This window comes from Enterobacter kobei (assembly GCF_001729765.1).
In the GTDB taxonomy this organism is placed as follows: Bacteria; Pseudomonadota; Gammaproteobacteria; order Enterobacterales; family Enterobacteriaceae; genus Enterobacter; species Enterobacter kobei.
This window is the reverse complement of record NZ_CP017181.1, coordinates 1,876,825-1,894,245: the sequence shown is the minus strand read 5'-3', so window position 1 is coordinate 1,894,245 and position 17,421 is coordinate 1,876,825. Positions and strand designations below refer to the sequence as shown.

Below are 17,421 nucleotides of genomic sequence, written 5' to 3'. Positions count from 1 at the left end.
TTCACTGTTACTGCATAAAAAGTGAATATTTTTACGATAAGCGGCGCTTTGCCGCATGAAAATAAGAAAGAGTATGCAAAGGCCAAATATAATTCTGGAATTGTGATCGCTCGCGAAATTTCCCGGCCGTTTACGCCCTGTCCGGGGGCAAAACGCGTCAGGATGGTGCAAATATTGCACCACCGGCATTATCTGTCGCAGTTATTGGTCGAACCCGGTAACAGTTGATGCAAATTCTGCTACCATCCATGCACTATTCACCTTGCACTGGCAGCGACTATGAAATTTGTCTCTTTTAATATCAACGGCCTGCGCGCCCGTCCTCATCAACTGGAAGCCATTGTTGAGCAACATCAGCCCGATGTTATCGGCCTGCAGGAGACCAAGGTTCACGACGACATGTTCCCCCTCGAAGAAGTCGCGAAACTGGGTTACAACGTCTTCTACCACGGTCAGAAAGGTCACTATGGCGTCGCGCTGCTCACTAAAGAAACCCCGGTTTCCGTGCGTCGCGGCTTCCCCGGGGACAATGAAGAAGCGCAGCGCCGTATCATCATGGCGGAAGTGCCCTCTGCACTTGGCAATATCACGGTCATTAACGGCTATTTCCCACAGGGTGAGAGCCGTGACCACGAGACAAAATTCCCCGCCAAAGCGAAGTTTTATCAGGATCTGCAGAACTACCTGACAACCGAACTGAAAAAAGAGAATCCGGTGCTGATCATGGGCGACATGAATATCAGCCCGACGGATCGGGATATCGGCATAGGCGAAGAGAACCGCAAGCGCTGGCTACGTACCGGCAAATGTTCCTTCCTGCCGGAAGAGCGCGAGTGGATGGAACGCCTGCTGGGCTGGGGCCTGGTGGATACCTTCCGCCATGCGAACCCTGAAACCCAGGATCGCTTCTCGTGGTTTGACTACCGCTCAAAAGGCTTTGACGACAACCGTGGCCTGCGTATCGACCTGCTGCTGGCCAGCTTGCCGCTGGCTGAGCGCTGCATCGAAACCGGGATCGACTACGATATCCGCAGCATGGAAAAGCCATCGGACCATGCGCCGGTGTGGGCTAAATTCAAGCTCTGATCGCGCGTGAACAGTCGAAAATTACTCTTCCTGTGCGCCCTTCTGGGCGCATTTATTCTGACGTTTGTCATGCTGCCACCGGGCACGCTCTCTCTGGAAGGGGTTAAAACTCACCAGCAGACGTTACTCTCCTATGTCGACCGCGCGCCGCTGCAGAGCGCAACGATCTTTTTTGCACTCTACGTAGCGCTCTCCGCCCTGTCGCTTCCCGGCGCGGCGATCCTGACCCTGCTGGGCGGGACACTGTTTTCCCTGTGGGAAGGCACCGTGCTGGTCTCGTTTGCCTCTACGCTCGGGGCTACGCTGGCCATGCTTGCCAGCCGTTATCTCCTTCGCGACTGGGTTCAGCAGCGCTTTGCCCGACAGATGAATACGGTGAATACCGGTATGGCGCGCGAGGGTACGGCCTATCTTTTTGCCCTGCGCCTGATGCCGCTGTTCCCGTTTTTTGTGGTGAATTTGCTGATGGGGGTGACCCGCATCACGGTGAGGCGCTACTGGTGGGTTAGCCAGGTCGCCATGCTGCCCGCCACGGTTGTCTTCCTCAACGCCGGGCGCGAGCTGGGAAAAGTGACATCGCTGCACGATATTGTGTCGCCGGGTATGGTCTTCGCCTTTACACTATTGGGGTTATTGCCGCTGGCTACCCGCTGGCTGTATTCCCGTTACACCTCTTCGTTCAAAAAGTGAGGCATTATGCGCCGTGTGCGTTTTTGCACGTTTCTGACAGGCCTGCTGCTGGCCGCCCCCCTGTATGCCGCCGACAGCTGGCAAAGTATCCAGCAACAAGCCAACGGGCAGACTGTCTGGTTTAACGCCTGGGGAGGCGATCCGGCGGTCAACCGCTACCTTGAGTGGGTGAGCGGCGAGATGCAAACGCACTACGCCATTACCCTTAAAATCGTCCCGCTGGCCGACGCTGCCGATGCGGTAAAACGGATCCAGACCGAAGCCGCCGCGGGGCGCAAAACGAATGGCTCGGTCGACCTGCTGTGGGTCAACGGCGAAAACTTCCGCACGCTAAAAGAGGCTAATCTCCTGCAAACCGGGTGGGCGCAGAGGTTGCCCAACTGGCGCTATGTCGATACCCGCAAACCTGTCACCGAAGATTTCGCCATTCCCACAGACGGCGCGGAATCGCCGTGGGGCGGCGCGCAGCTAACCTTTATCGCCCGCAAAACCAGCATGCCGACGCCGCCAGAAGATCCGCAGGCGTTGCTGGATTACGCAAGGCAGAACCCCGGCAAGCTCAGCTATCCCCGCCCGCCCGATTTTACCGGTACCGCGTTCCTTGAGCAGCTGCTGATGACGCTCACGGCTCATCCGGATGCGTTGCAAAAAGCACCCGATGACACCTTTGCTCAGGTGACCGCCCCGCTCTGGGCGTATCTCGATAAATTGCACCCGCTGCTGTGGCGTGAAGGGAAAGACTTCCCTCCCTCGCCCGCCCGGATGGATACCCTGCTTGCCAGCGGGAGCCTGAATCTGTCGCTGACCTTTAACCCGGCGCATGGGCAGCAGAAAGTGGCGAGCGGCGAACTGCCTGCCGACAGCTACAGCTTTGGTTTTCGCAACGGGATGCTCGGCAACGTCCATTTTGTGGCGATTCCGGCCAATGCCAGCGCAAGCGCTGGCGCAAAAGTCGTCGCCAACTTCCTGCTGTCACCGCGGGCGCAAATCCGCAAGGCCGACCCGGCCATCTGGGGTGACCCGAGCGTGCTGGATGTGAAAACGTTGCCCGAAGATGAAGCAAAACAGCTGCTGGCTCATACGCCGCAGGGGCTGCCGAAGGTTCTGGCAGAGCCGCAGTCCGCCTGGGTTAACGCGCTGGAGCAGGAATGGCTGCGTCGTTACGGCACCCGTTAAGCTGGCTTGTCTGGCTGGCGATGGCGATTATTTATCTGCCGCTCCTGCCCGCCGGTGCCATGCTGCTTGCTCCGGCATTTTCTGTCGTTAACTGGCAGCGGCTGCTGAACGACCCACAATTGCCTCAGGCAGCCATCGCCACCCTGGTTTCAACGCTTATCGCCACGCTGGGGGCGTTGTTTATCGCCCTTTCTCTCGTGGCCCTTTTCTGGCCCGGCAAACGCTGGCGGCGTCTCAGTACGCGCCTGCCGTGGCTGCTGGCCGTGCCCCATGTGGCTTTCGCCTCCAGCGCGTTGCTGCTGTTTGCCGAAGGCGGTCTGTTTTATCAGGTCTGCACCGTCTGTTCACCTCCGTATGACCGCTACGGCATCGGGCTGGGTCTGACGCTCGCGGTCAAAGAGAGCGCGTTTGTACTGTGGGCGATTTACGCCGTGCTGCCGGAAAAACGGCTCGCACCGCAGAAGATTGTCCTGCAGACCTTCGGCTACGGGCGTTTTCAGACGCTTAACTGGCTGCTCCTTCCGGCGATCGCGCCGGTACTCGGCGCGGTGATGCTGGCGGTGCTGGCGTGGTCGCTGTCCGTCGTGGACGTGGCGATCGTTCTCGGGCCCGGTAACCCGCCGACGCTGGCCGTGCTGGCCTGGCAGTGGCTGAGCCAGGGAGACGTACAGCAGCAGGCAAAAGGGACGCTGCTGTGCCTGCTTCTCCTTCTGCTGCTGGCCGCGCTTGCTGCGCTGGGCTACGGGCTGCGGAAGGTGTGGCGTCGCACGTTTGCACATCCGACGGGCGCACGCCACAGGTCACATCTCGCCCTGCCAGAGCGTGTATTCAGCGGATTTCTGCCCGCGTGCGGGATACTTTGCGCCGCGGTGCTGTTGATGCTGGCCCAACGGGACGATGTTGGCCCGGTGAGTACCAGCCTTTCTTTCGGTCTGCTGTCGAGCCTTGTCGCCCTGATCGTCATTTTTCTCTGGCTGGAATGGGGGCCGCAGCGAGGCGCTCCGTGGGTGTGGTTACCGCTCGCGCTCACGGCGCTACCGCTGGTCACGGGGCAATATGCCATTGCGTTACATCTGGGCCTCGACGGGCACTATGCCGCCGTGCTCTGGAGCCATCTGCTCTGGGTACTCCCCTGGATGCTGCTGGTGCTGCAACCGGCCTGGCAAAGGCTCGATCCCCGGCTTATTCTTACCGCCAGGACGCTCGGCTGGCGGCGGGCAAAAATCTTCTGCCTGCTGAAATGCCCTCTGCTGGTGCGCCCTGCGCTGCTGGCCTTTGCCACCGGTTTTTCAGTCAGCATGGCGCAATATATGCCGACGCTGTGGCTGGGCGCAGGTCGTTTCGCCACGCTGACCACCGAGACCGTCGCGCTCAGCAGCGGGGGCAGCATCCCGGTTCTCGCTAACCGGGCGCTGGGTTTACTGCTGGTCACGGGCACGGTGTTCGGTCTGGCCTCACTCTTCTCCCGCCTTGCGGGCCGCTATCGTCAGGGATTACGTTAATGTTGAAGGTAAAGGATCTCACCATCGAACCGCTTTTCCGCGAGGTCAATTTTTGCGTTCCCCGCGGGGAGATCGTCACCCTGATGGGCCCCTCCGGCAGCGGAAAATCGACCCTTTTTTCCTGGATGGTCGGCGCGCTGTCAGATGATTTTCAGGCACGGGGCGAGCTGTGGCTCGATGAGCGTCGCTGCGACGGCCTTCCCGTCGAATCTCGCGGGCTGGGCATTCTCTTTCAGGACGCGCTGCTGTTTGACGCGTTCAGCGTCGGACAAAATTTGCTGCTGGCGTTGCCTGAGCGGATCGCCGGACGCGCACGTCGGGAAGCCGTCGAGCTGGCGCTGAATTCCGCCGGGCTTGGCGACCGTTACGCCAGCGACCCGGCAACCCTTTCCGGCGGTGAGCGCGCCCGGGTCAGTCTGCTGCGCGCCCTGCTCGCTGAACCGCAGGCACTGCTGCTGGATGAGCCCTTCAGCCGCCTCGATAAAGCGTTACGCACGACGTTTCGGGCCTGGGTGTTTGACACCGTCCGGGCGCGCAATATTCCGGTGGTGCTGGTCACCCATGATGAGGACGATATTCCGCCCGCCGGCGAGGTGATTGAGATTTCTCGCTGGCAATAATGTGCTAACGCAATGTTTTCCGTTTCGGGAGAGACGACAATGCCCCCCTCTTTTACTGACGTCAGGTTATTCGATGAAACGTGTTTCTCAACTGACCGCGCTGGCCCTGCTCTGCGGCCTCGCTTCGTTTTCCTCTCAGGCGGCTGAAATGGCCAATTCACTCACGCTGTCCCAGCTTCAGGCGCAGCACGGTACGCCTGTCGACACCCGCGCCAGCGCGTTCTACAACGGCTGGCCGCAGACCCTCAGCGGTCCTTCCGGGCATGAACCCGCAGCGCTCAACCTTGCGGCCAGCTGGCTTGACGCAATGAGCGACGAACAACTGGCGCGCTGGGCTAAACAGCATCAGCTTTCGCCTGCGACGCCTGTCGCGCTGTACGGCGACGATAGCGCCAACCAGGCGGTGAAAGCGCGCCTGGAGAAAGCCGGATATCACGCTATCTCGCTGCTCAGCGATGCCCTGCAAACCCCGGACCGCCTGCAGCGTCTGCCGCACTTTGAACAGCTGGTCTATCCGCAGTGGATCCACCAGCTCCAGCAGGGTAAACCGGTGACAGCCGCGCCCGCGGGTGAATGGAAAGTCATAGAAGCGGCCTGGGGCGCGCCGAAGTTTTATCTGCTGAACCATATTCCCGGCGCGGGATACATCGACACCAACGAAGTGGAAAGCGAGCCGCTGTGGAATAAAGTCTCCGACGACAAGCTGAAAGCGATGCTGGCGAAGCACGGGATCCGTCACGATACCACCGTCATTTTGTATGGTCGTGACGTTTACGCCGCCGCGCGCGTGGCGCAGATTATGCTGTATGCAGGCGTGAAGGATGTGCGCATACTCGATGGCGGCTGGAAGGCGTGGTCAGATGCGGGTCTGCCGGTTGAACGCGGTACGCCAGGGAAAGTGAAACCCGCCCCTGATTTTGGCGCACCGATCCCCGGTCAGCCGCAACTGATGGTGGATATGGAACAGGCGCGCGGTATGCTGCACCGCCAGGATGCCTCTCTCGTCAGTATTCGTTCGTGGCCGGAATTTATCGGCGAAACCAGCGGCTACAGCTACATCAAGCCAAAAGGTGACATTGCCGGCGCCCGCTGGGGCCACGCGGGAAGCGATGCCACCCACATGGAAGATTTCCACAACCCGGACGGCACCATGCGCAGCGCCGACGACATCACCGCCATGTGGAAAACGTGGGATATCCTGCCGGAGCAGCACGTCGCCTTTTACTGCGGCACCGGCTGGCGAGCGGCTGAAACCTTTATGTACGCCCGGGCGATGGGCTGGAAGAACGTCGCCGTCTATGACGGCGGCTGGTATGAGTGGAGCAGTCACCCGCAGAACCCGGTCTCCCGCGGTGAGCGCGGGCCCGAGAGTACGCGTTAAGGTTTGAGTGACTTTAGCGTCACATAACCGCTCCAGATGCGCGTTGTGGTGGTCAGCCAGCACAACGCGCCAAATATCCACGCGAACACGGCAAAATGGGCCGGAAACAGGCAGCAGAGCACGAACAGCACGATGGTCTCCGTCCCCTCCGTTAACCCGCCGATGTAGTAAAACGACTTGTGCGCATAGCCGGGGTTGTCGATATTGTGCTTCGCCGCCAGTGCCGCAAAGGCCAGAAAGCTGCTCCCGGTGCCATTAAATGCGAACAGCAGCCAGGCGGAAGCCAGCGTATTCTGCACAGGTGCCGCCAGCGCAAAGCCAAACGGCACCAGCGCATAGAACAGGAAATCGAGCGCGATATCCAGAAACCCTCCCGCATCCGTGAGCCCTCTCCGGCGCGCCAGCGCACCGTCCAGACCATCCAGCAGGCGGTTCAGGACGATGGCGACCAGTGCTGCCGGGTACCAGCCGAGGGCCAGAAATGGCAACGTCAGCAGGCCGATGGCAAACCCCGCCAGGGTAAGTCCGTCGGGCGTAATGCCCGGCTTATCCAGCGCAGAGACCAGACGATTCAGCGCGGGTTTTATCCGTGGATGCAGGTGACGGTCAAGCATCAGGCTTCCCTTTAAACGTGGCGCACAGCCCCTGCGCCGGGATATCCAGCGCGGCGTTAAAGCGGGCGGAGAGATTCTGAAAGGCGATGAGCGCCGTCATTTCAGTAATAACCTCATCGGTAAAGTGGCGTTTCAGCGCCGTTTTGATTGCTTCATCCACCCTGGGCGGCGTGGAGGTGACCGCCTCAGCATAGGCCAGCGCCGCGCGCTCTTGTTCACTGAACAGGTCAGAGTCTGGCCAGTCGCTCACGGCCTGGACTTTATCCAGCGCCCCGCTGCGCTCGGCCAGACGCAGGCTGTTAGCATCAATGCAAAAAGCACAGTGGCACAGCTGCGATACCCGCGTCATCAGCAGCGAGCGGAGTTGCGGCGTCAGGCGCGCGTTTCTTCGCTCCAGAAAACCGACAAACAATGCAACCAGCCAGAACAGACGCGGCATGCGCCCCCACCAGCGCGTGGGATTCAGGACTGCACCAAAGTGTTTTCGCTGCATGGCGGCAATCGGTTTTACGCTCGCCGGAAGGGTTGGGATGGGTTCTACCCAGGTGGACGACTCTTTCACCTGTTTCTCCTGATGACTGGACTCTTTGAAAGGGCACGATAATATGTCGTTTTTCGCTATCAAGTATTGACGACCATGCTAAAAACAGTCGATGTCGTTGCGGCCATCATAGAAAAAGACGACAAAATTTTACTGGCGCAGCGCCCTGCTCACGCCGATCAACCGGGAATGTGGGAATTCGCTGGCGGAAAAGTCGAGGCCGGTGAAACCCAGCCTCAGGCGCTAATCCGCGAGCTGCGTGAAGAGTTGGGTATTGAGGCGCAGCCCGTGCAGTATGTGGCAAGCCACCAGCGCGAAGTGTCGCAGCGATTAATCAACCTGCACGCCTGGCATGTTCCTGCCTTTAGCGGAGCGTTAACCGCACACTACCACAGCGCGCTGGCGTGGTGCACGCCGGAAGAGGCGTTGAGCTACGACCTGGCCCCGGCGGATATTCCGCTGCTGGAGGCGTTTATTCTTTTACGCGCCGCCAGACCAGCGGGTTAGTGCTGATCGCGCGTTCATCACGCTGGCATTGCAGCAAAACCCCGTCCGCTTTTACCACTGCTCCTTCAGAATAATTTTGATCCTGATAGATACAGCACTGGTTACAGGGTTGCGCACGCTGGCCGCCGGAGCTAAAGACCTCCGGCGGGACATTCACCTCCACGTCCGGGCGAATGCGGTCAGCCTGCGCGCCAGCGGTCAACATCAACGAAAATGCAGCCATCACGTAACGATTCATAGACTTGTCTTCCTGTTATGTCCTGATAATGACTATAACGGTTAATCGGGCAGAATCTTTAATTTCACACATCATCGCTTTTTGTTATGACGCAGCGCGGGTCATTAATTTCCCTTTCACCCTACATTTCTGCTTGCTTCACAAAGCAGTACGGGTGGTATAGTCAAAAAAACAACACAAATCGCATAAGCAATATACATAAATGACTATAAGGGGTTCTTATATCTATGGATCAGACACGCTCTCTGGAAAGCTTTCTTGCCCATGTTCAGCAGCGCGACCCGCATCAGAGCGAGTTCGCTCAGGCCGTTCGTGAAGTGATGACCACCCTGTGGCCTTTCCTTGAAGAAAACCCGCGTTATCGTCAACTGTCGCTGCTGGAACGTCTGGTTGAGCCAGAACGGGTGATCCAGTTCCGCGTGACCTGGGTGGATGACCGCAATCAGGTCCAGGTCAACCGCGCCTGGCGCGTGCAGTTTAACTCCGCCATCGGCCCGTTTAAGGGCGGCATGCGTTTCCACCCTTCCGTGAACCTGTCGATCCTGAAATTCCTCGGCTTTGAGCAGACGTTTAAAAACGCGCTCACCACCCTGCCGATGGGCGGCGGGAAAGGCGGGAGTGACTTCGATCCTAAAGGGAAAAGCGAAGGTGAAGTGATGCGTTTCTGTCAGGCGCTGATGACCGAGCTCTGGCGCCACCTTGGTCCGGACACCGACGTACCGGCGGGGGATATCGGCGTGGGGGCCCGCGAAGTGGGCTTTATGGCCGGGATGATGAAAAAGCTTTCCAACAACAGCGCCTGCGTCTTTACCGGCAAAGGATTGTCGTTTGGCGGGAGTTTGATTCGCCCGGAGGCGACCGGATATGGTCTGGTCTATTTCACCGAGGCGATGCTCAAACGTCACGGGTTAGGGTTTGAAGGGATGCGCGTGGCGGTGTCCGGCTCCGGTAACGTGGCGCAATACGCTATCGAAAAAGCGATGCAGTTTGGCGCCCGCGTGGTGACGGCCTCGGACTCCCGTGGCACGGTGGTGGATGAAGCGGGCTTTACGGCAGAAAAACTGGCGCGCCTGTGCGAAATTAAAGCCAGCCGCGACGGGCGGCTCGCAGACTATGCCCAGGAATTTGGGTTGACGTATCTGGAAGGCAAGCAGCCGTGGGGTGTTCCGGTGGATATTGCCCTGCCGTGCGCCACGCAAAACGAACTGGACGTGGACGCCGCGCGCACGCTGATCGGCAACGGCGTGAAGGCGGTGGCCGAAGGGGCGAATATGCCGACCACCATCGATGCGACAGATCTGTTCCTCGAAGCGGGCGTGCTGTTTGCCCCAGGCAAGGCCGCCAATGCGGGCGGCGTGGCAACCTCCGGCCTTGAGATGGCGCAAAACGCCGCGCGTCTTGGCTGGAAGGCGGAGAAAGTGGATGCCCGTTTGCACCATATCATGCTGGATATTCACCACGCCTGCGTGGAGTACGGCGGTGAAGCGTCGCAAACTAACTACGTGCGCGGAGCGAATATCGCCGGATTCGTGAAGGTGGCGGATGCGATGATTGGGCAGGGTGTGATTTAAGCTTTCACTGTGTTCTCGCCCTGTAGGCCGGGTAAGGCGAAGCCGCCACCCGGCCTACGGTTTAAGAAGCTGCCGCGCTCTTTTTCTTTTTAAAGGGCTTCTTCGCACCGCTACCCGGCGCAACCATCCCTCTGAACCGCTTCACCGGCGTACTGCGTGCCTGATCGATCAACTGATACAGCGTCCCCACCAGCGGCTGCATAAAGTCCTGGTAGCGGCACTGCTTTTCACTGATTTGCGTCAGCACAGATTCCCAGTGCGCGGTCATGTCCGGCCTCGCGGCCAGCTCCGGAAGGGAGTGGATGAGCGCCCGGCCCGGCTCCGTGGAGTGGATATAGCGTCCTTTTTTCTCCAGGAAACCGCGCTTGAACAACAGTTCGATGATCCCCGCTCGCGTCGCTTCCGTACCCAGACCGTCGGTGGCGCGCAGGATTTTCTTCAGATCTTTATCCTGCACGAATCGGGCAATCCCGGTCATGGCCGACAGCAGCGTCGCATCGGTGAAATGGCGTGGCGGCTGGGTCTGACGTTCAACCACTTCACCTTTCTCGCACAATAACTCGTCATCTTTGGCGACTACCGGTAGCGGCGTACCGTCGTTCTCCTCGTCACGCTCTTTGTTGCCGAGCAGCGTGCGCCAGCCCGCTTCCGCGAGGAAACGCGCTTTGGCGATAAACTTACCTTTGGCAATCTCAAGCTCAATGACGCATTTGCGGAACACCGCGTCCGGGCAGAACTGCATCAGATACTGACGGGCGATGAGGTTATAGACCTTCGCTTCGTTATCCGTCAGGTTAACGTGGCTGGCGCGTGCCGTCGGGATAATTGCATGGTGGGCGTCCACCTTTTTATCATCCCAGCAGCGGTTACGGGTGTCCGGGTTCACCACCCGCTGCGGCAGGAGATCGGCGGCGTGTACGCTTATCGCGTTCAGTACCGCGTGGCGACCGGCAAAATGTTCTTCCGGCAGATAACGGCTATCCGAACGCGGATAGGTGATCAGCTTGTGGGTTTCATAGAGCTTCTGGCAGATATCCAGCACGTTTTGCGCGCTGAGGCCAAAGCGCTTCGCCGCCTCAATCTGCAAGGCCGAGAGCGAAAATGGCAGCGGTGCGGGTTCTGATTCCCGTTTATCGTTATAGCTGGTGACGATGGCAGGCTGACCGGTAATACGGTTAACCACATGCTCCGCCAGCGGACGGTGCAGCAAGCGCCCCTCTTCATCCTGGTACGATTCACAGGCATCGCTCGGCTGCCAGACGGCGGTAAAGCGTTCGTCCTTAGGCGTAACGATATGCGCTTTCACTTCAAAGAAATCTTTGGCGACGAAGTTCTCAATCTCTTCATCACGACGCACCACCAGCCCCAGCACCGGCGTCTGCACGCGGCCCACGGAGAGTACCCCCTGATAGCCCGCATTACGCCCGAGGATGGTGTAGGCGCGGGTCATGTTGATCCCGTACAGCCAGTCAGCGCGCGCGCGCGCAAGCGCCGAGACGCACAGCGGGATAAACTCGCTGTTGGCACGCAGACGCGAGATCGCACGCTCTACCGCCTGCGGGTTGAGGTCGTTTATCAGGCAGCGCTGTACCTGCTGGCGTTTTTCCGGCGCCAGCTCGAGGTAGTCCAGCACTTCATCTACCAGCAGTTGCCCTTCCCTGTCCGGGTCACCTGCGTGAACCACTTCAGAGGCTTCGTGCAGGAAACGCTTGATCACGTTCAGCTGTTTGGTCACCGAAGGCCGGGGCTGCAGGCGCCATTTTTCCGGCACGATGGGCAGATCGTTGAGGTTCCAGCGGGCGTAGCGGCTGTCGTAGACGTCCGGCTGCGCCTGCTCAAGCAGGTGACCAATACACCAGGTCACCACCTGCCCGTTACCGCATTCGATAAAGCCGTCGCCCTTGCGGTGCGGCTTCGGCAACACGTCGGCGATGGCGCGCGCCAGGCTCGGCTTTTCGGCAATAAACAACCGCATCGAATTAACGGATCTCAATCATCGGTCGGCCACCGCGTGCGGTCACCAGCTCGCCGATCGCCGTCAGGGTAATGCCAAACTCGGCGGCCGTTGCCTGAACGTCAGCTTCGGCTTCCGGTGTGACCGCCAGCAGCAGGCCGCCGGAAGTTTGTGGATCGCACAGCAGGTTGCGCCATTCTTCAGGCATCTCGCCCATCAGGTGACCGTAGCTGGCAAAGTTGCGCTGAGTACCGCCCGGCACCGCGCCCTGCGCAATATACTCTTCCACGCCCGGCAGTTTCGGCACGTCCTGATACCACACCTGTGCCTGCACGCCCGCGCCCTGACACACTTCGGAGAGGTGTCCCAGCAGACCAAAACCGGTCACATCGGTCATCGCCTTCACGCCGTCGATATTGGCGAATGCCGCGCCCGCAAGGTTCATCTGGCACATCACTTCCGTTGCCAGACCTTTGTGTTCCGGCTTCAGCAGGGATTTTTTCTCGGCGGTCGTGAGTACGCCAATGCCAAGCGGCTTGGTGAGGAACAGCTTGCAGCCCGCCTGCGCGGTGCTGTTGCGCTTCACGCGCTCGGTCGGCACCACGCCCGTGACGGCCAGGCCAAAAATAGGTTCAGGCGCGTCAATCGAGTGACCACCGGCCAGCGCAATTCCCGCCTGCTGACAGGCGAAACGGCCGCCATCAATGACGTCGCGGGCAATTTCCGGCGCGAGGGTATTAATTGGCCAGCCCAGAATGGCGATGGCCATAATCGGCTTACCGCCCATCGCGAAGATATCACTGATGGCGTTGGTGGCCGCAATGCGCCCGAAATCGAAGGGGTTATCGACAATCGGCATAAAGAAGTCAGTGGTGCTGATAATGCTGGTGCCGTTACCTAAGTCATAAACTGCAGCATCGTCACGCGTTTCATTGCCGACAAGCAGGTTCGGGTCGACAAACTTCGCCTGTTCACTGTGCAGAATGGTCTCCAGCACTTTCGGGGAAATTTTACAACCGCAACCGGCTCCGTGGCTGTACTGCGTTAAACGAATGGTTTGCTCGCTCATGGACGTCTCCTGCCATCTCAATCGCGCTATGGTAGCGCTCATTCCATAAAGAGGTAAGTATGACTGTCTGAATTCTGCGGCAGATGCTCAGAATCCAGACAGTTTAGCGTGGGTTATCAGAAACGGCTGACGAAAGGCGAAGTGTCCGGCACGCTGATGGTGCTGGAGGCTTTAAGCTGCGGCGTACCGAGGTAGAGGAAACCGACAATTTTATCGTGCTCACCGCAGCCAAAACCGTCACGGACTACCGGGCTCCCGGTCAGCGGACCGGTACGCCAGATACCGTTAAACCCCTGTGCGACAGCGGCCATTTGCATCGCCATTACCGCGCAGCCAGCAGACATTTCCTGCTCCCAGACCGGGACTTTGTGGCCAGCCTGACATTTCGCCACGACGGCGATGATCATCGGCGCACGGAACGGCGCATTGCGCGCTTTATCGATACCCTTCTCATCCTGCCCGACGGCAACCGCGCCCTGCTCCAGCAGCTGGCTGAAACGATCGCGGCCTTCACCTTCAATCACAAAGAAGTGCCACGGCTGCAGCGTGCCGTGATCGGGGGCACGCATCCCGGCACGCAGAATGTTTTCCAGCTGCTCGCCCGCCGGGGCAGGTTCGGCCAGACGTGACGCGCTGCGGCGGTTAACAAGCAGTTCAAGTGCGTCCATTGGTTAACTCCTTTATTGAAATTTACTCACAAAATTAACACGGCCGCAGATTTTGTTACAGCCTGGCAGGCGATTCCTGCTGACAAGTGGCGGTTGGGTCATTACGATAACCCAACATTACCGTCCAGTGGCGACGGAAACAGTCATTTTCTGGTTAGGGAGAATACATGCGAACCCTTTGGCGAATCTTTGCCGGTTTCTTTAAATGGACGTGGCGACTGCTCAACTTCGTCCGCAACCTGGTGATGAACATCTTCTTCATCCTGCTGGTTCTGGTTTGCGCAGGCATCTGGATGCATATCAGCAATGCGAATCAGGCGCAGCATTCAACTCGCGGTGCGCTGTTACTCGATATCACCGGCGTCATCGTGGATAAACCGTCCACCAGCAACCGTCTGGGGGTCATTGGCCGTCAGCTGTTTGGCGCGACGTCCGACCGCCTGCAGGAAAACTCCCTGTTCGATATTGTCGATACTATCCGTCAGGCCAAAGACGACCGAAATATCACCGGGATCGTACTGGATCTGAAAGATTTTGCCGGAGGCGACCAGCCTTCAATGCAGTACATCGGTAAAGCGCTGCGTGAATTCCGCGACAGCGGTAAGCCAGTGATCGCCGTGGGCGACAGCTACAGCCAGGGGCAATATTATCTGGCAAGCTTCGCCAACAAGATCTGGCTCTCTCCGCAGGGGACGGTCGATCTGCACGGCTTTGCCACCAACGGCCTGTACTACAAATCGCTGCTCGACAAGCTGAAAGTGACGACCCACGTCTTCCGCGTCGGCACCTATAAATCAGCCGTGGAGCCGTTTATTCGCGACGATATGTCCCCTGCTGCCCGTGAAGCGGACAGCCGCTGGATTGGCGAGCTGTGGCAGAACTATCTGGGCACCGTGGCCGCTAACCGTCAAATTACCGCTGAGCAGGTCTTCCCGGGCGCACGTGGCGTGCTGGAGGGTCTGCGTAAGGTTGACGGCGATACCGCGAAATATGCCCTCGACAATAAACTCGTTGATGCGCTGGGTACCAGTGCGGATATCGAAAAAGCCCTGACCAAACAGTTTGGCTGGAGCAAAGAGGACAAAAACTACAGCGCCATCAGTATGTATGACTACGCTGCGAAAAAACCGGACGAGAGCGGTGACAGCGTAGCCGTGGTGTTTGCCAACGGCGCCATCATGGACGGTCAGGAAACCCCGGGTAATGTCGGCGGTGACACCACCGCGTCGCAAATCCGTGACGCGCGCCTTGACCCGAAAGTGAAAGCCATTGTTCTGCGCGTAAACAGCCCGGGCGGCAGCGTGAGCGCCTCCGAAGTGATCCGCGCTGAGCTGGCCGCGGCCCGCGCTGCGGGCAAACCGGTCGTCGTCTCCATGGGCGGAATGGCGGCATCAGGTGGGTACTGGATCTCCACGCCAGCCAACTACATTGTGGCTAACCCAAGTACGCTGACCGGTTCTATCGGCATCTTCGGGGTAATTAACACTGTGGAAAACAGTCTGGATTATCTGGGCGTGCACACCGACGGTGTTTCTACGTCGCCGCTGGCAGATGTGTCGATAACGAAATCCCTGCCGCCGGAAGTCTCGGAGATGATGCAGCTGAGCATTGAGAACGGGTATAAGCGCTTTATTACGCTGGTGGCTGACTCGCGTAAAAAGACGCCAGAACAGATTGACCAGATTGCTCAGGGCCACGTCTGGACCGGTCAGGACGCGAAGAACAACGGACTGGTGGACAGTCTGGGTGACTTTGACGACGCCGTGAAGAAAGCGGCCGACCTGGCGAAGCTCAAGCAATGGCACATTGAGTATTATCAGGATGAGCCGTCATTCTTCGATATGGTGATGGACAGCATGTCTGTCTCCGTTCGCGCCATGCTGCCGGAGGCGCTGCAGGCTTACCTGCCTGCGCCGGTTGCCACGGCAGCGAAAGCGATGAAGACGGAAAGCGATAAGCTCGCGGCCTTTAACGATCCACAAAGTCGTTACGCGTTTTGCCTGACCTGCGCGAACGTCCGTTAAAAACCGTCCCCTCTTCCCGCGAAGAGGGGATTTTTTTCTTTTGAAGAACAAGAACTCACTACCATGCAGAAGAAATCGATTTATGTAGCCTACACTGGCGGTACCATCGGTATGCAGCGCTCTGAAAATGGCTATATTCCTGTCTCCGGCCACCTTCAGCGTCAGCTTGCATTGATGCCTGAGTTCCACCGTCCGGAAATGCCTGACTTTACCATCCATGAATACGAGCCGCTGATGGACTCCTCCGACATGACGCCAGAAGACTGGCAGCACATCGCGGATGACATTAAAGCGCATTACGACCAGTACGACGGCTTCGTGATCCTGCACGGTACCGACACCATGGCGTTCACGGCCTCGGCGCTCTCCTTCATGCTGGAGAACCTGAGCAAGCCGGTTATCGTCACCGGGTCGCAAATTCCTCTGGCGGAGTTACGCTCCGACGGGCAGATCAACCTGCTGAACTCCCTGTACGTGGCGGCAAATTACCCGATTAACGAAGTCTCGCTGTTCTTCAACAACCGTCTGTATCGCGGCAACCGCACGACGAAAGCCCATGCCGATGGTTTTGACGCCTTCGCCTCACCGAACCTGCAGCCGCTGCTGGAAGCGGGGATTCATATCCGTCGTCTGGGCACGCCGCCTGCACCGAATACCGCTGGCGAGCTGATTGTGCATCCGATTACCCCGCAGCCCATCGGCGTGGTTACCATTTACCCGGGTATTTCCGCCGACGTGGTCCGCAACTTCCTGCGCCAGCCAGTGAAAGCGCTGATCCTGCGCTCCTACGGCGTGGGCAACGCCCCGCAGAACGGTGAGTTTCTGAAAGAGCTTCAGGAAGCCAGCGAACGCGGAATTGTGGTGGTGAACCTGACCCAGTGTATGTCCGGCAAAGTGAATATGGGTGGCTATGCCACCGGCAACGCGCTGGCACATGCGGGTGTCATCAGCGGTTTCGATATGACCGTTGAGGCGACGCTGACTAAACTTCACTATTTACTGAGTCAGGATCTGGACATTCAGTCCATTCGCAACGCCATGATGCAAAATCTGCGCGGTGAACTGACCCCTGACGAATAAGGAGGCCTCATGACGCAACGCGCCCTGCTACTGGTCGATTTGCAAAATGATTTCTGCGCAGGCGGCGCGCTGGCCGTCGCCGAAGGTGACAGCACCGTTGACGTGGCGAATACGCTGATTGACTGGTGTAAAGCTCGCGGTGAAGCGGTGGTCGCCAGCCAGGACTGGCACCCGGCTAACCACGGCAGTTTTGCCAGCCAGCACAACGTCGAACCGTTCACTCAGGGTGAACTCGACGGGCTGGCGCAAACCTTCTGGCCGGATCATTGCGTGCAGCAAACGGAAGGCGCGGCGCTGCATCCGCTCCTGAATCAGAAAGCCATCGACGCGGTGTTCCATAAGGGTGAAAACCCGACAATAGACAGCTACAGCGCGTTTTTTGATAACGGTCATCGTCAGAAGACCGCGCTGGACGCGTGGTTACGCCACCATGAAATCACGGAGCTGATTGTGCTGGGGCTGGCGACAGATTACTGCGTGAAGTTTACCGTACTGGACGCGCTCCAGTCAGGCTACACCGTCAGCGTGATCACCGACGGCTGCCGCGGCGTGAACATTCACCCTCAGGACAGTGCTCAGGCGTTTATGGAGATGGCTGCCGAAGGCGCGACGCTGTATACCCTGGCAGACTGGCTGGAAACGCAGGCGTAGTTTTTTAAGCCGGGTGGCGGCTTCGCCTTACCCGGCCTACTTTCTCTGG

The 17,421-nt window shown here is 58.8% G+C and carries 17 protein-coding genes; 11 read left to right on the top strand and 6 right to left on the bottom strand.

Annotation, left to right across the window (positions count from 1 at the left end):
- Nucleotides 1-279: 279 nt before the first annotated feature.
- From xthA to BFV64_RS09075, 6 genes are all read left to right on the top strand, one after another.
- Complete coding sequence (gene xthA / locus BFV64_RS09100; protein ID WP_045281792.1) at nucleotides 280-1,086, top strand: exodeoxyribonuclease III; 807 nt, start codon at nucleotides 280-282, stop codon at nucleotides 1,084-1,086.
- 6 nt (nucleotides 1,087-1,092) lie between these two features.
- Nucleotides 1,093-1,776, top strand: a complete 684-nt coding sequence (locus BFV64_RS09095) for a TVP38/TMEM64 family protein (protein ID WP_069601947.1) — start codon at nucleotides 1,093-1,095, stop codon at nucleotides 1,774-1,776.
- A gap of 15 nt (nucleotides 1,777-1,791) precedes the next feature.
- Nucleotides 1,792-2,952: an ABC transporter substrate-binding protein gene (locus tag BFV64_RS09090; protein ID WP_121528309.1), complete on the top strand. Its 1,161-nt coding sequence runs from the start codon at nucleotides 1,792-1,794 to the stop codon at nucleotides 2,950-2,952.
- On the top strand, nucleotides 2,925-4,454 hold the full coding sequence (locus BFV64_RS09085) for an ABC transporter permease family protein (protein WP_045281789.1): 1,530 nt from the start codon (nucleotides 2,925-2,927) through the stop codon (nucleotides 4,452-4,454). Before BFV64_RS09090 ends, BFV64_RS09085 begins: the two co-directional genes overlap by 28 nt.
- Entirely contained in the window at nucleotides 4,454-5,074 is a 621-nt protein-coding gene (locus BFV64_RS09080; RefSeq protein WP_023332753.1) for an ATP-binding cassette domain-containing protein, read from the top strand. The genes BFV64_RS09085 and BFV64_RS09080 overlap by 1 nt, the downstream gene beginning before the upstream one ends.
- A gap of 73 nt (nucleotides 5,075-5,147) precedes the next feature.
- On the top strand, nucleotides 5,148-6,455 hold the full coding sequence (locus tag BFV64_RS09075) for a sulfurtransferase (protein WP_023338252.1): 1,308 nt from the start codon (nucleotides 5,148-5,150) through the stop codon (nucleotides 6,453-6,455).
- On the opposite strand, the gene BFV64_RS09070 is transcribed toward BFV64_RS09075, so the two are convergent.
- A complete protein-coding gene (locus tag BFV64_RS09070) occupies nucleotides 6,452-7,069 on the bottom strand; it encodes a CDP-alcohol phosphatidyltransferase family protein (protein ID WP_069601946.1) in 618 nt (205 codons plus the stop codon). The two genes, BFV64_RS09075 and BFV64_RS09070, sit on opposite strands and share 4 nt — an antisense overlap.
- On the bottom strand, nucleotides 7,062-7,631 hold the full coding sequence (locus BFV64_RS09065) for a carboxymuconolactone decarboxylase family protein (protein ID WP_069601945.1): 570 nt from the start codon (nucleotides 7,629-7,631) through the stop codon (nucleotides 7,062-7,064). The genes BFV64_RS09070 and BFV64_RS09065 overlap by 8 nt, the downstream gene beginning before the upstream one ends.
- A gap of 75 nt (nucleotides 7,632-7,706) precedes the next feature.
- Between BFV64_RS09065 and BFV64_RS09060 the strand changes: the two genes are divergently transcribed.
- Nucleotides 7,707-8,117, top strand: a complete 411-nt coding sequence (locus BFV64_RS09060; protein ID WP_048996547.1) for a pyrimidine (deoxy)nucleoside triphosphate diphosphatase — start codon at nucleotides 7,707-7,709, stop codon at nucleotides 8,115-8,117.
- Here BFV64_RS09060 and BFV64_RS09055 read toward each other — a convergent pair.
- A complete protein-coding gene (locus BFV64_RS09055) occupies nucleotides 8,083-8,355 on the bottom strand; it encodes a YnjH family protein (RefSeq protein WP_014883456.1) in 273 nt (90 codons plus the stop codon). The two genes, BFV64_RS09060 and BFV64_RS09055, sit on opposite strands and share 35 nt — an antisense overlap.
- A 227-nt stretch (nucleotides 8,356-8,582) precedes the next feature.
- Between BFV64_RS09055 and gdhA the strand changes: the two genes are divergently transcribed.
- A complete protein-coding gene (gene gdhA, locus BFV64_RS09050) occupies nucleotides 8,583-9,926 on the top strand; it encodes an NADP-specific glutamate dehydrogenase (protein WP_014883455.1) in 1,344 nt (447 codons plus the stop codon).
- 61 nt (nucleotides 9,927-9,987) lie between these two features.
- Here the strand turns inward: gdhA and BFV64_RS09045 are convergent, their stop codons facing one another.
- From BFV64_RS09045 to BFV64_RS09035, 3 genes are all read right to left on the bottom strand, one after another.
- A complete protein-coding gene (locus tag BFV64_RS09045; protein ID WP_069601944.1) occupies nucleotides 9,988-11,901 on the bottom strand; it encodes a DNA topoisomerase III in 1,914 nt (637 codons plus the stop codon).
- A gap of 4 nt (nucleotides 11,902-11,905) precedes the next feature.
- Nucleotides 11,906-12,949 carry a selenide, water dikinase SelD gene (selD, locus tag BFV64_RS09040; protein WP_014883453.1) on the bottom strand — a complete coding sequence of 348 codons (1,044 nt, stop codon included), beginning with the start codon at nucleotides 12,947-12,949 and terminating at the stop codon, nucleotides 11,906-11,908.
- Between the two features lie 116 nt (nucleotides 12,950-13,065).
- Nucleotides 13,066-13,617 (bottom strand): NAD(P)H nitroreductase, encoded by a 552-nt coding sequence (locus BFV64_RS09035; RefSeq protein ID WP_063861581.1) that lies wholly within the window; start codon nucleotides 13,615-13,617, stop codon nucleotides 13,066-13,068.
- A gap of 167 nt (nucleotides 13,618-13,784) precedes the next feature.
- Here BFV64_RS09035 and sppA point away from each other — a divergent pair, with 167 nt between their 5' ends.
- From sppA to pncA, 3 genes are all read left to right on the top strand, one after another.
- On the top strand, nucleotides 13,785-15,641 hold the full coding sequence (gene sppA / locus BFV64_RS09030; RefSeq protein WP_023332746.1) for a signal peptide peptidase SppA: 1,857 nt from the start codon (nucleotides 13,785-13,787) through the stop codon (nucleotides 15,639-15,641).
- 63 nt (nucleotides 15,642-15,704) lie between these two features.
- Complete coding sequence (gene ansA / locus BFV64_RS09025) at nucleotides 15,705-16,721, top strand: asparaginase (protein WP_014883450.1); 1,017 nt, start codon at nucleotides 15,705-15,707, stop codon at nucleotides 16,719-16,721.
- A 9-nt stretch (nucleotides 16,722-16,730) separates the two neighbouring features.
- A complete protein-coding gene (pncA, locus tag BFV64_RS09020) occupies nucleotides 16,731-17,372 on the top strand; it encodes a bifunctional nicotinamidase/pyrazinamidase (protein WP_014883449.1) in 642 nt (213 codons plus the stop codon).
- Nucleotides 17,373-17,421 lie beyond the last annotated feature (49 nt).

Coding starts and splice junctions, on each gene's coding strand:
- BFV64_RS09070 (WP_069601946.1), bottom strand. CDS start 7,069: ATGCTTGACCGTCACCTGCATCCACGGATAAAACCCGCGCTGAATCGT.
- sppA (WP_023332746.1), top strand. CDS start 13,785: ATGCGAACCCTTTGGCGAATCTTTGCCGGTTTCTTTAAATGGACGTGG.
- BFV64_RS09055 (WP_014883456.1), bottom strand. CDS start 8,355: ATGAATCGTTACGTGATGGCTGCATTTTCGTTGATGTTGACCGCTGGC.
- gdhA (WP_014883455.1), top strand. CDS start 8,583: ATGGATCAGACACGCTCTCTGGAAAGCTTTCTTGCCCATGTTCAGCAG.
- BFV64_RS09080 (WP_023332753.1), top strand. CDS start 4,454: ATGTTGAAGGTAAAGGATCTCACCATCGAACCGCTTTTCCGCGAGGTC.
- xthA (WP_045281792.1), top strand. CDS start 280: ATGAAATTTGTCTCTTTTAATATCAACGGCCTGCGCGCCCGTCCTCAT.
- pncA (WP_014883449.1), top strand. CDS start 16,731: ATGACGCAACGCGCCCTGCTACTGGTCGATTTGCAAAATGATTTCTGC.
- BFV64_RS09045 (WP_069601944.1), bottom strand. CDS start 11,901: ATGCGGTTGTTTATTGCCGAAAAGCCGAGCCTGGCGCGCGCCATCGCC.
- BFV64_RS09060 (WP_048996547.1), top strand. CDS start 7,707: ATGCTAAAAACAGTCGATGTCGTTGCGGCCATCATAGAAAAAGACGAC.
- BFV64_RS09035 (WP_063861581.1), bottom strand. CDS start 13,617: ATGGACGCACTTGAACTGCTTGTTAACCGCCGCAGCGCGTCACGTCTG.
- BFV64_RS09075 (WP_023338252.1), top strand. CDS start 5,148: ATGAAACGTGTTTCTCAACTGACCGCGCTGGCCCTGCTCTGCGGCCTC.
- selD (WP_014883453.1), bottom strand. CDS start 12,949: ATGAGCGAGCAAACCATTCGTTTAACGCAGTACAGCCACGGAGCCGGT.
- ansA (WP_014883450.1), top strand. CDS start 15,705: ATGCAGAAGAAATCGATTTATGTAGCCTACACTGGCGGTACCATCGGT.
- BFV64_RS09085 (WP_045281789.1), top strand. CDS start 2,925: ATGGCTGCGTCGTTACGGCACCCGTTAAGCTGGCTTGTCTGGCTGGCG.